Raw genomic sequence first — 14,276 nt, 5'->3', positions numbered from 1 at the left:
CCCATCGGTGCAGCCAACATGCTGGAACCTCTCAACCCAGGAGGATTCACCATGAGCAACTCCATCCGCGAACGCGTACAAGCCCTCGGCCTGACCCTGCCCACGCCCGGCCAGCCGATCGCCAACTACATCAACTACGTGGTCAGCGGGAATCAGCTGTTCGTTTCCGGGCAGATTCCGCTGGTGGACGGCAACCCTGCCTACGTAGGCCGTTTGGGCGAATCCCTCAGCGATGAAGAAGGCGCCCAGGCCGCAGAGTTGGCCGCATTGGGCCTGCTGGGGCAATTGAGCCACGCCTTGGGCGATGACCTCACGCGTCTTGTGCGCACCGTGCGCCTGGGCGTCTTCATCGCCAGCAGCGGCGAATTCCAGCGTCAGAGCGTGGTCGCCAATGGCGCTTCGAACCTGCTGGTCAACGCCCTCGGCGACAAGGGCCGCCATGTGCGCACCGCCGTGGGGGTGTCCAGCCTGCCGGCCGGTGTTGCCGTGGAGGTGGACGGGATTTTCGAGTTGCTGCCGTGAGCCCGCTGGAAGTCCAACACCTGCGCGACGACACGCCCGGCTGCCAATCCGGCATCGTGCATTTCAACCACGCCGGTGCGTCCCTGCCGAGCCAGGCGACCCTCGACGCCATCGTCGATCAACTGCAACGCGAAGCCCGCGACGGCCCGATGGAAGCCGGTGAGCATGGCGCCGTGCTGGTGGAAAAAGCCCGTCGCGCAGCCGGGCAATTGCTCAACGCGCCAGCGTCCTCGATTGCCTTCACCAGCAGCGGCTCGACCGCCTGGAGCATGGCGTTCCAGGCCTTGGGCCCGTGGCAACCTGGCGACCGCATTCTGGTGGGCCGCCATGAATGGGGCGGCAACCTGGCGAGCATGCAGGTGGCATTGCAAGCCGGCGCGCGAGTGGAGGTGATCCCCTGCGATGAGACTGGCGCGGTGTGCCCACAGGCGCTGGAAACCATGATCGACGCGCGCGTAAAGCTGATCGACCTGACCTGGCTACCGGCCAACGGCGGCCTGATCAATCCGGCGCAGGCCATCGGCGAAGTGGCGCGGCGCCATGGCATTGCCTACTTCATCGACGCTGGCCAGGCCGTCGGCCAGATGCCGGTGGATGTACAAGCCTTGCACTGCGATGTGCTCAAGTCGGCCGGTCGCAAACACCTGCGCGGGCCACGGGGCACGGCGCTGTTGTATGTGCGGCCGGATTTTCTCCCGCGCTTGAACCCGCCCCAGCGCGATGTGCTCTCGGCGCCTTGGACCGAGGAAGGATTCGACCTGCGCGACGACGCCCGACGCTTTGAAACCAGCGAAGCTTCCTACGCCCTGCTGGCCGGATTGGGCAATGCGTTACAGGAAGCCAATCGACTGGGGGTGGAGCGGACGTGGGAAAGGGTTTTGCAAATCAGTGGGCACATTCGCCAAGCGTTGCGTGAGATGCCAGGGATTTCCCTGCATGACCTGGGCACGCAGCATTCAGGGCTGATCGCCTTCAACCTAGACGGCTGGGACGCCTTTGAACTCAAGCGAAGATTGGGGCTCAAGCGCATCAACATCGGCGCCAACGGTGTGGCCTACACCCCGCTGGACATGCAGGCGCGCGGCCTTGAGAGTATTGCGCGGATTTCGGTGAGCCCGCTCAACACCGAGCACGATGTCGAATTACTGATGGCGGCGCTGCGAGAACTGCGCGGCTAGATCTCGATGTCCACCCACAACCCCTGGCGCGGCGCATCTTCAATCAGCGGCACCACCGGCACGGTGTTGTCGGCGTTGAGCACATCGCCGGGGATTGCCAGGTGCGCCTCGGGGTCTTCATCGGCCTCACGCCGGCGTTTCTGCTGCTCTTGCTGGCGGCGTTGCTCTTCGCGCAGCAGAAAGGTCGACTGCTCGGCATCGCCCTTTTTCAGGTCGATCGTGCTTTCGTTGGAGCCCGCCTGGACTGGCACCACGGGCGGGATATCCGGCTTCTGGCGGACCGGATCGAGTTGTGACGTGACCGGCACAACGCTGACGGGCAGCATGGGTGGCAGCATAAGGTTTGTTCTCCTGATCAACAGGCTGTCGGCGGGTTGCAGGGTGACTTGAGCACCGGCTTGCCAACCTGTGACTCAGTCGACACTTGCAAGTGCCCGCCACCCGTCGATTCGACTCCCGATCCTCCCCCCAAACAGAGTAGTTTTTGCCAGAGTCCTTTGGATGAGGGCCTTGTTCCGTTAAGATAGTCGGCTTTTTCACGGCGGGAGTCAGGCAGCATGGCGCAGCAGTATCAACCGGGGCAACGCTGGATTAGTGACAGCGAAGCAGAGCTGGGGTTAGGCACCGTTCTGGCACAGGACGGCCGCTTGTTGACCGTGCTCTATCCGGCCACTGGCGACACGCGCCAGTACGCGCTACGGAATGCGCCCCTCACCCGCGTGCGGTTCTCGCCGGGTGACACCATTACCCATTTCGAAGGCTGGAAAATGACCGTACAGGAAGTCGACGACGTCGACGGCCTGCTGGTGTACCACGGCCTCAATGGGCAGAACGAGCAGGTCACCCTGCCGGAAACCCAACTCTCCAACTTCATCCAGTTCCGCCTGGCCAGCGACCGCCTGTTCGCCGGGCAGATCGACCCGCTGGCCTGGTTCTCCCTGCGCTACCACACCCTGGAACACACCAGCCGCCAATTGCAGTCCTCGCTGTGGGGCCTGGGTGGCGTGCGTGCGCAACCCATCGCTCACCAACTGCACATTGCCCGTGAAGTCGCCGACCGTATCGCACCCCGGGTATTGCTGGCCGACGAAGTGGGCCTGGGCAAGACCATCGAAGCCGGCCTGGTGATCCATCGCCAGCTGCTGTCGGGCCGCGCCAACCGCGTGCTGATCCTGGTGCCGGAAAACCTGCAGCACCAGTGGCTGGTAGAAATGCGCCGCCGCTTCAACCTGCAAGTGGCCTTGTTCGACGAAGAACGCTTCATCGAAAGCGATGCGACCAACCCATTCGAAGACACCCAGCTCGCCCTCGTGGCCCTGGAGTGGCTGGTGGACGACGAGAAGGCCCAAGACGCGCTGTTCGCCGCCGGCTGGGACCTGCTGGTAGTCGACGAAGCCCACCACCTGGTGTGGCATGAAGATAAAGTCAGCCCGGAATACGCGTTGGTCGAGCAACTGGCTGAGGTGATTCCCGGCGTCCTGTTGCTCACCGCCACCCCGGAACAACTGGGCCAGGACAGCCACTTTGCGCGCCTGCGCCTGCTGGACCCGAACCGCTTCCACGACCTGGCCGCCTTCCGCGCCGAGAGCGAGAACTATCGCCCGGTGGCCGAAGCCGTGCAGGAGCTGCTGGACAAGGGCCGCTTGTCTCCGGCCGCCCACAAGACCATCCAGGGTTTCCTCGGTGACGAAGGTGAAGCCCTGCTCACCGCCGTCAACGATGGCGACACCGAAGCCAGCGCACGCCTGGTGCGTGAGCTGCTCGACCGCCACGGCACCGGCCGCGTGCTGTTCCGTAACACCCGCGCCGCAGTGCAAGGTTTCCCGGAGCGCAAGCTGCACGCCTACCCGCTGCCGAACCCCGACGAATACCTGGAACTGCCGCTGGGCGAACACGCTGAGCTGTACCCGGAAGTCAGCTTCCAGTCGCAACCGGATATCGAGGAAGAGAACCGCTGGTGGCGCTTCGACCCACGCGTGGAGTGGCTGATCGACCAGCTGAAAATGCTCAAGCGCACCAAGGTCCTGGTGATCTGCGCCCACGCCGAAACCGCCATGGACCTGGAAGACGCCCTGCGCGTGCGCTCCGGCATTCCGGCCACGGTGTTCCACGAGGGCATGAACATCCTCGAGCGTGACCGCGCCGCCGCCTACTTCGCCGATGAAGAGTTCGGCGCCCAGGTGCTGATCTGCTCCGAAATCGGCAGTGAAGGCCGCAACTTCCAGTTCTCCCACCACCTGGTGCTGTTCGACCTGCCGTCCCACCCGGACCTGCTGGAACAACGCATCGGCCGTCTGGACCGGATCGGCCAGAAGCACGTGATCGAACTGCACGTCCCGTACCTGGAAACCAGCCCGCAGGAGCGTCTGTTCCAGTGGTACAACGAGGCACTCAATGCCTTCCTCAACACCTGCCCGACCGGCAACGCCCTGCAACACCAGTTCGGCCCGCGCCTGCTGCCGCTGCTGGAAAACGCCGACGACGGCGAGTGGCAAGCCCTGATCGACGAGGCCCGTGCCGAGCGCGAGCGCCTGGAAGAAGAGCTGCACACCGGCCGCGACCGCCTGCTGGAGCTCAACTCCGGTGGCGCCGGTGAAGGCGATGCGCTGGTGGAAGACATCCTTGAGCAAGACGACCAGTTCGCCCTGCCGATCTACATGGAAACCCTGTTCGACGCCTTCGGCATCGACAGCGAAGACCATTCGGAAAACGCGCTGATCCTCAAGCCAAGCGAAAAAATGCTCGACGCCAGCTTCCCCCTGGGCGACGACGAAGGTGTGACCATCACCTACGACCGTAACCAGGCGCTGTCGCGCGAAGACATGCAGTTCATCACCTGGGAACACCCGATGGTGCAGGGCGGCATGGACCTGGTGCTGTCCGGCTCCATGGGCAACACCGCCGTGGCGCTGATCAAGAACAAGGCGCTCAAGCCGGGCACCGTGTTGCTGGAGCTGCTCTACGTGAGTGAAGTGGTTGCGCCGCGCTCGCTGCAACTGGGTCGCTACCTGCCACCGGCCGCCCTGCGCTGCCTGCTGGATGCCAATGGCAACGACCTGTCGAGCCGTGTGTCGTTCGTGACCCTCAACGATCAGCTCGAAAGCGTGCCACGGGCCAGCGCCAACAAGTTCATCCAGGCCCAGCGCGACCAGCTGACGCCACGGATCAACGCCGGCGAAGACAAGATCACCCCGCAACACGCCGAGCGCGTGGCCGAGGCCAAGCGTCGCCTGGCGGCAGACACCGACGAAGAACTGGCGCGCTTGACCGCGTTGCAAGCGGTCAACCCGACCGTGCGTGACAGCGAGCTGGTGGCGCTGCGTCACCAGCGCGAGCAAGGTTTGGCGATGCTGGATAAGGCGGCGTTGCGTCTGGAAGCGATTCGGGTATTGGTCGCAGGTTGATCGCTGCTTGAAAAAAAAGGCCCGCGCAATGCGGGCCTTTTTTATTGGGCTTCAGGGCCTCATCGCCGGCAAGCCGGCTCCTACAGGTATACGCAATTCCTTGTGGGAGCTGGCTTGCCTGCGATGGCGTCGCCTCGGTTCTAAGCCGTCACCGCCGCAGCCGGCACCTCCACCGCACTCAACCCCTCTTTCATCTTCTTGGCATCGCGTACAAAACTGCGCGACGCCTGGAACAGAAACAGCATGGTCAAGAACAGCGCCACCGGAATCAGGTACATGGCGTCGTGCAGGCCCACCGCCTTGTATGCCTCGGTCATCTGATCAGCGCCCGCCGCATACATCGCCGAATGGGCAAAATGATCGGACAACCCGCCAACGACAATCGGCCCCATGCCGCCGCCCAACAGGTACAAGCCAGCAAAGAACAGCGCCATCGCCGTCGCCCGCAAGCGCGGCTCCACCACGTCCTGGATCGCCGTGTACACGCAGGTGTAGAAGTTATAGGCAAACAGCCAGCCCACGCTGAACAGCGCCACGAACACACCAATCTCGATGCGCCCGGCGTGCAACGCCCAGGCAGTGGTGACGGTTGAGATGATCAGGCTGCACGCGGCAAACAACAGCCGGCCGTTGGCCACCCGCTGATGGATCTTGTCGGCGATCCAGCCGCCCAAGGTCAGGCCCACCAGGCCGGTGATGCCGACGATGACACCGGTGGCCACCGCCGCGTCCTGCAACGGCAGCAGGAAATAGCGTTGCAGCATCGGCACCAGGAACGAGTTGCACGCATAGGTGGCGAAGTTGAAGCACAACCCGGCCAGTACCAGCCAGAGGAACGTCGGCACCGCCAATACGCGGCGGATCGGGCGGTCGACGCGCTCTTGGGAAACTTGCACGGTTTCGGCCGCGCCGCGCTTGGGTTCCTTGATATAGAACATGAACACCGCGAGGATCAGCCCCGGCACGGCCGCAATAAAGAACGGCGCGCGCCAGCTGTCGAACGCCTTGACCATGGCGCCGATAGTGAAGAATGCCAGCAACAGGCCCAGGGGCAGGCCCAACATGAAAATCCCCATGGCCCGGGCGCGACGATGGGCCGGGAACAGGTCGCCAATCAGCGAGTTGGCAGCCGGCGCATAACTGGCCTCGCCAATGCCGATGCCCATGCGCACCAGCAGGAACGTCCAGAAACTGCCGACCAAGCCGTTGACCGCCGTCAGCCCGCTCCAGGCGAACAGGCCCCAGCCCATCAGCTTGCTGCGCGAGCCGGTGTCGGCCAGGCGCCCGAGGGGCAGGCCGGCAATGGCGTAGACGATGGTGAAAGCGGTGCCGATGATGCCGAGCTGGAAGTCGCTCAGGTGCCATTCCATGCGGATGGGTTCGATGATGATCGCCGGGATGGTGCGGTCGAAGAAATTGAACAGGTTGGCGAGGAACAACAGGAACAGAATGCGCCAGGCATTCGCCGCTTGGGTCGAGTTCTGCATGGGTCCGTCTCTTTTATTGTTATGAGAGCTGCGATGCCCGATGCATCCTGCCCGGTACCTGCAACATAGTCAGGCGGGCTCCGGTTGTCTGTAATGATTCGTAAAGCTGATAGGGCATGATTTCACCCGGCAGCGCGGGACTTCGCCTACAAAAATATAAGTTCCTGCCCCCCTTCCCAACGGCCATGGCCCGGATAGAATGGCGAGCCTTCCGTATCACCCCACTCCTACTTTTCTTATCGATGACGCCCATGTCCGAAGCCAGTCCGTGTCTGAATTGCGGTGCCTGCTGTTCACACTTTCGTGTGTCTTTCTTCTGGGGTGAGTGCGCCTCGTCAGGGGGCACGGTGCCTGATGACCTGGTGGTGCAGATCAACCCCACCCGTGTGGCAATGATCGGCACCGACCAGAAGCCCGCCCGCTGCTGCAGCCTTGAAGGCGAAGTGGGCAAAAGCACCAGTTGCTCGATTTACGAGCTGCGCTCGAGCCCTTGCCGCGAATTTGATGCGTCCTGGAGCCAGGGCGAACAGAACGTCGACTGCGATGCAGCCCGCGCCGCCTTTGGCCTGGCGCCCCTGGAAGCACCCTTCGAGATGGAGCTGCCCATCAGCGCTTAGCATCAAACGCTATGGCCGGCATGCCAAAATCGTTGAGAGCAAAGTGCCATTACCCATGGCAAACCCCGTGAGGCTTCTATACTCGATGTCGTAGGTCATTGCTGTAGGCAGTGACGTAATGACGCTATGACGGGACATGCTATGGAATGGCTTGGTCTGCATTTTTTTACCGACCTTCCAGACAACGGGCACTTATTACTCAATTGCAGTCATAACCCCTTTCTGGTGCTACTGGCTTACCTGGTGGCGTGTGCGGCCGGGTTCGGCACGCTGGACATGGCCGAACGTGTCGGCCATGTGGAAGACCCCACCGCTCGCCGCCACTGGCGCTGGCTGGGTGCGGGGTGCCTCGCCGGGGGTATTTGGTCGACTCACTTCATCAGCATGCTGGCCTTCCAGGCACCGATTGCCATTCATTACGAATTGCTCATCACGTTTGCCTCGCTGCTGATCGCCCTGATCGCATCGCTGTTTGCCATGCAGACCCTTAGTCACGCCCAGCTCAAGTTCCATCAATACCTGTTGGCCTCGGTATGGATGGGCCTTGGCATCGCGCTGATGCACTACGTCGGCATGTCGGCAATGCGCTCCCAGGCCCAGGTGTATTTCGAGTCGGGACTGTTCATGGCCTCGGTCGGCATTGCGATTGGCGCGAGCCTGGCGGCGTTGCTGCTGTCCAGCTACCTGCGCAACGGCTCCGGTGTGTTTCATCAATTGCTCAAATACGCCGCCAGCCTGGTGTTGGGCGCGGGCATCCTGAGCATGCACTTCACCGGCATGGCCGCCATGCAGATGCTGGTGCCCAATGGCGCGGACCTGTCATTGCCAGTGGATAACAACCCGATTCAGCTGGGCTTGTCGGTGGCGGTCATTACGTTATTGGTGATCGGTAGCAGCATCAGCGCAGCCTTGGCGGATAAAAAATTGCAGCACAAGGAGCGCGACCTGCGCCGGGTAAATGCCCTGCTCAGTGAACTCGACCAGGCGCGAGCCTCGCTGCAACAGGTGGCGCACTTCGATGCGCTGACCAGCCTGCTCAACCGTCGGGGCTTCAATCAGATCTTCGCGGAAAAACTCGCCGAAAAAACCGCTTCACACGGCATGATGGCGGTAATCTTCCTGGATATCGACCACTTCAAACGCATCAACGACAGCCTTGGACACGACGCCGGTGACCAACTGCTCACCGTGCTGGCCGGGCATATCAAGGGCTCGGTGCGCAGCCATGAAGACGTGGTCGCCCGCTTTGGCGGGGATGAGTTCTGCATCCTGATCAGCATCCATCACCGCGATGAAGCGCGGCACATGGCCCAGCGCATCATGCAAAGGATGAAGGACCCGATCGAGCTGGCCGGGCGGCGCATGGTAATGACCACCAGCATCGGCATCAGCCTGTTTCCCGATGACGGCCTGACCTGCGAAGAGCTGTTGAAAACTGCAGACCTAGCGCTGTATCAATCCAAGGACACCGGGCGCAACAGCCTGAACTTCTTCAGCTCCAACCTGAAAACCCGCGCCTTTCTCGAACTGCAACTGGAAGAAGAGTTGCGCGCCGCCCTGCGCACGCGCAACGAACTGGTGCTGTTCTACCAGCCGATCTTTGACATGAAGCTGGGCAAGGTGACCCGCCTGGAAGCCCTGGTGCGCTGGCAGCACCCGCAACACGGCTTGCTGGCCCCGGACCGCTTCATCGGCATCGCCGAAAGCAACGGGCTGATTGCCGAACTGGATCACTGGGTATTGCGCCAGGCCTGCCACGACTTGAGCCTGCTGTCGGATCGCGGTTACACCGAACTGACCATGGCGGTGAACTGCTCGGCCCTGAACCTGGCCCGTGACGAATTGGCCGATGAAATCGAAGACGCCCTGCGCTTCGCCGGTGTGGCCGCCAACCGCCTGGAACTGGAGGTCACCGAAAACGCGTTGATGGGCAATATCAGCAGCACCCTGGCGTTGTTGCGGCAAATTCGCTCGCTGGGCGTGTCTTTGGCCATCGACGATTTCGGCACGGGTTATTCCTCCCTGGCCTACCTCAAGCGCCTGCCCCTCAATACCTTGAAGATCGACCGCTCGTTTATCCAGGACATCCCCAAGTCCACCGCCGACATCGAAATTGTCCAGGCCATTATCGGCATGGCCCACACCCTGCACCTGCAAGTCGTCACCGAAGGCGTGGAAACCCAAGCGCAATTCGACCTGCTGCTCAAACACGGTTGCGACTACATTCAAGGGTACTTGCTGAGCCCGGCCGTGCCCGCCAGTGACATCATCGGCGTAATGCAAGGCATACAGATGCGCAACCCGCTCTACCCTTTTAGCGTGGAGGGCAACAAGGACGTCCCCTCCCCCAAAGACCCCTCCCCCACACGGGTAGGCCCCGCCTCTATCGTCAGGCCAATTCGCTGACGCCTAAACTTTGGCATTTCGCCATCATTTGGCTAAAGAACGCCGACGAACGGCCGATTCATCAGAGTCCGGCCAGGATTTCCCGTGAAAAATCAGGGTTGAACCCGACTGTCCCGGACTAAGACGCACTGTAAAAGTCGCGAACTCTCATTCAGTGATGGCTTCTTGATTCTTTTTGGCCATCCGTCCAGGTACATGGCGCCCAATGACTTCCAACAATAACTCTGCCACCGTAATCTCCGACGTGTTGCCGACAGCTCCTGCGGAAAAACCCTCAAGTTCCAAGTCATTGAGCAGCGCCCGCCCGCTGGCCACCCAGCAATACCTGTACTTCACCGAAACCAACACCGACCGCATCCTCGACAACCTCGACGGCCTGCGCGACATGGTGTTCCCGCGCCTGCCTCACCTGGAAGGCGACAACGATCCGCGCAACGAGCAGGAATTCCCTTCGGTGTGCCTGATCGGCCTTGGCCGTTGCGGCTCCAATATCGCGCTGGACGTGGCGGAGTTGGTGTACAACGCACGCAAGTTCTACCTGAACGAGTTCAGCAACGAAGACAAGTCGCAGGACAAGGGCTACAGCCCGGCCCAATGGATCCGTAACAACCTGCGCCTGGGCGGCGGCAAGGCCAGTAAACCGGTATTCCTGGTGGAACCGCTGGTGATGCTGGGCGACCTGGACAAGGACATCGCCGGGCGTATCCGTTTCTCGCGCAAGGGCGAAAAAAGCGGCTTTTTGCGCGACTACAGCAAAATGAAAATCATGGACCTCTCGGAAGTCCATGCCGGTGGTGCCGGTAACGCACCGATCCTCGGCCAGTACCTGGCCAAGATTATCCTGAATAAAGACACCCAGCGTTTTTCCAGCCCCGACTGGAAGATGATCCACTCGTACCTGATCGACTCCTGCGGCATCAAGGCCAACCAGTCGCGCCTGTACTTCTCGATCTTCAGCGCCGGCGGCGGTACCGGTTCGGGCATGGCCTCGGAGTTCGGTCTGGCCCAGCAGCACTCGTACATGAACAAGACGTTCGACACCAAGCCCGCCGACGAGCATGACAGCAAGAGCGGCCACGCGTTTGTGTTCGAGCCGATCTTCACCAGCGGTATCTGCGTATTGCCGAATATTTCCGATCACCGCAGTGAAATGTCCGAGGCGCTGCACATCAACGCCGGGCGACTGCTGTGCAAATACCTGTCGGAAGAATGGGATTTCTCGTACAACTTTGCCAATGAAGACACCAGCGAAGCCAGCGTGAAGGGGCGTATCCGGCCGTGGAACGCCATGATGCTGATTTCCAACGACATCATGCGTTACGCCGAAGAAAGCGATGACGGCAACATCCAGAACATTGACGTCAATGCCATGGAAAAACACGCCAACCAGTACATCTCCCAGCAGATCTTCAACATCCTCACGGCCCAGGCCGTGACCACCGACTACGACCAGAACTACTTCAGGCGTGCGGGCATCGACATTGGCGAGACCATCCGCCTGGACGCCAACGACCTGTTCATGAGCCTGGCCGGCCCGGTCGCGATTGCCTACGCCGAGTCTGTGGTGCCGGAAACCCCGGCACCGTCCAACGACAAGTTCAAGGTGTTCGACAAAGAGCCACAGCGCCTGAACATCGATGACCTGTTCTTCCGCTCCATCGACCTGCCGCACTTCAACAAGGTCACCCAGGCTATCGAGGGCATCAGCCTGTTGCCGATCGAGTCCAAGCGCTACAAGGCGTCCCTGGAGCAATACAAGAATTCCGGCTACGACGCCGCCGCGCTGCACGACCTGCACTTCTTCAAGAACTGCTCGTCGGTGGTGTCGATCGTCTCGCTGCCCAAGGACTACAAGCTGTCCTACATGGACCTGAACCGGCTCAAGACCCACCTCAACAGCCTGTTCCCCAACACCACGCTCAAGCGTTATGCGTTAGTGATCGGTGCGTCGGCCAACCTGTCGCTGACCACGTTGATCGCTAAAAGCCCGTGCCTGTCGGATGATTTCCTGACCTTGATCGTGGCGTTCATCAAACGCTGCTTTGCGCGCAACCCGTACCGTTTCGACGACACGCTGGACAACTCGATCCTGGATTTCATCATCCACGAGGACTTCGACGAAGACCGTATCGACGAATTGCTCAACGAGTTTGAAAACCCGGCGAAGATCCTCGACACCAACTGGTATGCGATCAAGCCGATGTACGAGAAGAAGTACCGCGAGCTGATCAACGACAAAGAGAAGTTCGTGTCGATCAATGACATTCGCCTGTCACGGGATTGCGTGAAGAAGTCGATCAAGTACCTGCGCGAGATTTACCGTCACCGGATTGGCAAGACCAAGGTTATCTCGTTGAACAACCATACCGGCAAGACCGCCTAGACCGAGGCGCGCCCTTCGCAGGCAAGCCAGCTCCCACACTTGGAATGCATTTCAAATGTGGGAGCTGGCTTGCCTGCGATGACGGTCTGTATTGCAACAAAAATGTATAGCCTTGCCACACCAAGAAACAATTCCGCAGCCGTTTAGCCGCCCGCCCAACTGTTCCCGTGACGCGCACGTCACCCTCGGCTGTGACCTTTCTCTACGGCAAGATGCCATCACCGCCTCAGCGGTTACTCCGCTACACACTTAGGGCGACAAAAAAGACGCACCTTTTCAGTGCGAGCCTTTCTTACGCCGCCCTTTCCTGGATCAGAATCCACGGCGACACAACCACTGCCCACAGGCTTGGATCGCGCTCCACCAGGTCCAATGCCCGCGTCGCAGACACTTCGCCAAGGCTGCCGGAAGCCAGCCACGCAGCGACTTTGTCACGGTTATCCTCAGCCATTCCCTCGGCCGCTTCGATCAAATCCAGGCCGGCGTCGACCCACAATAGGGCACCCTTGGCGAAGAACGGTTCAAGCTCCTTCCAGGAAATTTCGGCGGTTTCACCGAGCAGCTTGGCATAGAGGGTGCTAGGTTCTTGCGTCATGGGAATTCACCTGAGTAAAAAATCGGCGCAATCATAACGTCGTGGCTCTTGCGGAAAAACCCAGTTGCAAATGAGGCATCGATCGAAAGTGTCAGGAAAGCCAAGGATTGCCCGAAACTCTGGCATCACCCCGCCGCAATTCTGTCTTTTTCTTTCATTTAAGCGACATACCCGGCTTTTGCCCCCAGCAGCCAGCTTTTCAAGCGATCAACCGGCGCTCTACACTGTACCGGTACAGTTGCCAGGGCACTGCCGGGGGGATATCCGAGATATCTGATCCGGTTCTGCAGCTCACAAGGCCGCTAGAACTATAAAAAATACAACAGTAAGAGTGGAGCACTATGAATAAGGCTACTAAGCAGATTTCCAAACTGTTTGCCGCTATGGTCCTGGCTGGGGTTGCCGGCCATTCGTTCGCAGCCGACACCATCAAGATCGGTATCGCAGGCCCTAAGACCGGTCCTGTGACGCAATACGGCGACATGCAATTCATGGGTGCCAAGCAAGCCATCGCCGACATCAACGCCAAAGGCGGCGTAGACGGCAAGATGCTTGAAGCCAAGGAATACGACGACGCTTGCGATCCAAAACAAGCCGTTGCCGTAGCCAACAAAGTGGTCAACGACGGCGTCAAGTTCGTAGTCGGTCACCTGTGCTCCAGCTCCACTCAGCCTGCGTCGGATATCTATGAAGACGAAGGCGTCATCATGATTACCCCGGCTGCCACCAGCCCGGAAATCACTTCCCGTGGTTACAAACTGGTGTTCCGTACCATCGGTCTGGACAGCGCCCAGGGCCCTGCAGCCGGTAACTACATCGCCGACCACGTGAAGCCAAAAGTCGTTGCGGTCATTCACGACAAGCAGCAATACGGTGAAGGCATCGCCACCGCCGTTAAACAGACCCTTGAGAAGAAAGGCGTGAAAGTTGCCCTCTTCGAAGGCATCAACGCTGGCGACAAAGACTTCGGCTCGCTCATCCAGAAGCTCAAGCAAGCCAACGTCGACTTCGTCTACTACGGCGGCTACCACCCTGAGCTGGGCCTGATCCTGCGCCAAGCCAAGGAAAAAGGCGTGAACGCCAAGTTCATGGGCCCGGAAGGCGTCGGCAACGACTCCATCTCGCAAATCGCCCAGAACGCTTCCGAAGGCCTGCTGGTGACCCTGCCGAAATCCTTCGACGCAGACCCGGCGAACAAAGCCATCGTTGATGCGCTCGTAGCAGACAAGAAAGACCCAAGCGGCCCGTTCGTGTTCCCGGCCTACTCGGCTGTTGAAGTCATCGCTGGCGGTATCGCTGCCGCGAAGAGCGAAGACACCGCCAAAGTGGCTGCTGCCATCCACGCAGGCACCTTCAAGACCCCGACTGGCGACCTGAGCTTCGACGCCAAGGGCGACCTGAAGGACTTCAAGTTCGTGGTCTACGAATGGCACTTCGGTAAACCAAAAACCGAAGTTTCCCCTCAGTAAGCCAGGCGTTACTGGTCCAACAAGCCCACTGTGAGAGCAGTGGGCTTTGTTTTACGAGGTTTATGGGCCTGACACCCGCGATCCGGGCGCTGGCTCACCTGAAAATCTTAAAACCGTCACCAGCGGTTCGCTGGCAAACGCTTTGTGCAAATGTGCTCATAGAACACAGCGCAGGGCCGGAACATGACTCCACCAGTGAAATGCGTATCGGGTTT

At 60.5% G+C, this 14,276-nt stretch carries 10 protein-coding genes; 7 read left to right on the top strand and 3 right to left on the bottom strand.

What is annotated here, in order from left to right:
• The first annotated feature begins 51 nt into the window (after window positions 1–51).
• Both HX792_RS03365 and HX792_RS03360 read left to right on the top strand, forming a co-directional pair.
• Window positions 52–522 (top strand): RidA family protein, encoded by a 471-nt coding sequence (locus tag HX792_RS03365; RefSeq protein WP_176994762.1) that lies wholly within the window; start codon window positions 52–54, stop codon window positions 520–522.
• Window positions 519–1,700: an aminotransferase class V-fold PLP-dependent enzyme gene (locus HX792_RS03360; RefSeq protein ID WP_176994761.1), complete on the top strand. Its 1,182-nt coding sequence runs from the start codon at window positions 519–521 to the stop codon at window positions 1,698–1,700. The genes HX792_RS03365 and HX792_RS03360 overlap by 4 nt, the downstream gene beginning before the upstream one ends.
• Here HX792_RS03360 and HX792_RS03355 read toward each other — a convergent pair.
• Window positions 1,697–2,038 (bottom strand): aspartate-semialdehyde dehydrogenase, encoded by a 342-nt coding sequence (locus tag HX792_RS03355; protein WP_176994760.1) that lies wholly within the window; start codon window positions 2,036–2,038, stop codon window positions 1,697–1,699. The two genes, HX792_RS03360 and HX792_RS03355, sit on opposite strands and share 4 nt — an antisense overlap.
• 219 nt (window positions 2,039–2,257) lie before the next feature.
• Here HX792_RS03355 and rapA point away from each other — a divergent pair, with 219 nt between their 5' ends.
• On the top strand, window positions 2,258–5,104 hold the full coding sequence (gene rapA, locus HX792_RS03350) for an RNA polymerase-associated protein RapA (protein ID WP_176994759.1): 2,847 nt from the start codon (window positions 2,258–2,260) through the stop codon (window positions 5,102–5,104).
• A 140-nt stretch (window positions 5,105–5,244) separates the two neighbouring features.
• Here rapA and HX792_RS03345 read toward each other — a convergent pair whose 3' ends face one another.
• Window positions 5,245–6,591, bottom strand: coding sequence for an MFS transporter (locus tag HX792_RS03345; RefSeq protein ID WP_176994758.1), 1,347 nt, complete (start codon window positions 6,589–6,591; stop codon window positions 5,245–5,247).
• Window positions 6,592–6,842: 251 nt separating this feature from the next.
• Between HX792_RS03345 and HX792_RS03340 the strand changes: the two genes are divergently transcribed.
• From HX792_RS03340 to HX792_RS03330, 3 genes are all read left to right on the top strand, one after another.
• The gene (locus HX792_RS03340; protein ID WP_176994757.1) at window positions 6,843–7,208 is read left to right on the top strand and encodes a YkgJ family cysteine cluster protein; all 366 of its coding nucleotides are present in this window, start codon (window positions 6,843–6,845) and stop codon (window positions 7,206–7,208) included.
• Between the two features lie 141 nt (window positions 7,209–7,349).
• On the top strand, window positions 7,350–9,614 hold the full coding sequence (locus tag HX792_RS03335; protein WP_176994756.1) for a bifunctional diguanylate cyclase/phosphodiesterase: 2,265 nt from the start codon (window positions 7,350–7,352) through the stop codon (window positions 9,612–9,614).
• Between the two features lie 205 nt (window positions 9,615–9,819).
• Window positions 9,820–11,997 carry a hypothetical protein gene (locus tag HX792_RS03330; protein WP_176994755.1) on the top strand — a complete coding sequence of 726 codons (2,178 nt, stop codon included), beginning with the start codon at window positions 9,820–9,822 and terminating at the stop codon, window positions 11,995–11,997.
• 292 nt (window positions 11,998–12,289) lie between these two features.
• Here HX792_RS03330 and HX792_RS03325 read toward each other — a convergent pair whose 3' ends face one another.
• Entirely contained in the window at window positions 12,290–12,592 is a 303-nt protein-coding gene (locus HX792_RS03325) for a DUF2288 domain-containing protein (RefSeq protein WP_017735930.1), read from the bottom strand.
• Between the two features lie 341 nt (window positions 12,593–12,933).
• Between HX792_RS03325 and HX792_RS03320 the strand changes: the two genes are divergently transcribed.
• The gene (locus HX792_RS03320) at window positions 12,934–14,061 is read left to right on the top strand and encodes a branched-chain amino acid ABC transporter substrate-binding protein (protein ID WP_176994754.1); all 1,128 of its coding nucleotides are present in this window, start codon (window positions 12,934–12,936) and stop codon (window positions 14,059–14,061) included.
• Window positions 14,062–14,276: the final 215 nt, after the last annotated feature.

Source organism: Pseudomonas sp. B6002 (assembly GCF_013385985.1).
Lineage (GTDB): Bacteria > Pseudomonadota > Gammaproteobacteria > Pseudomonadales > Pseudomonadaceae > Aquipseudomonas.
Note: the sequence above shows the minus strand (reverse complement) of the source record. Positions and strands in the feature narration are given on the sequence as shown.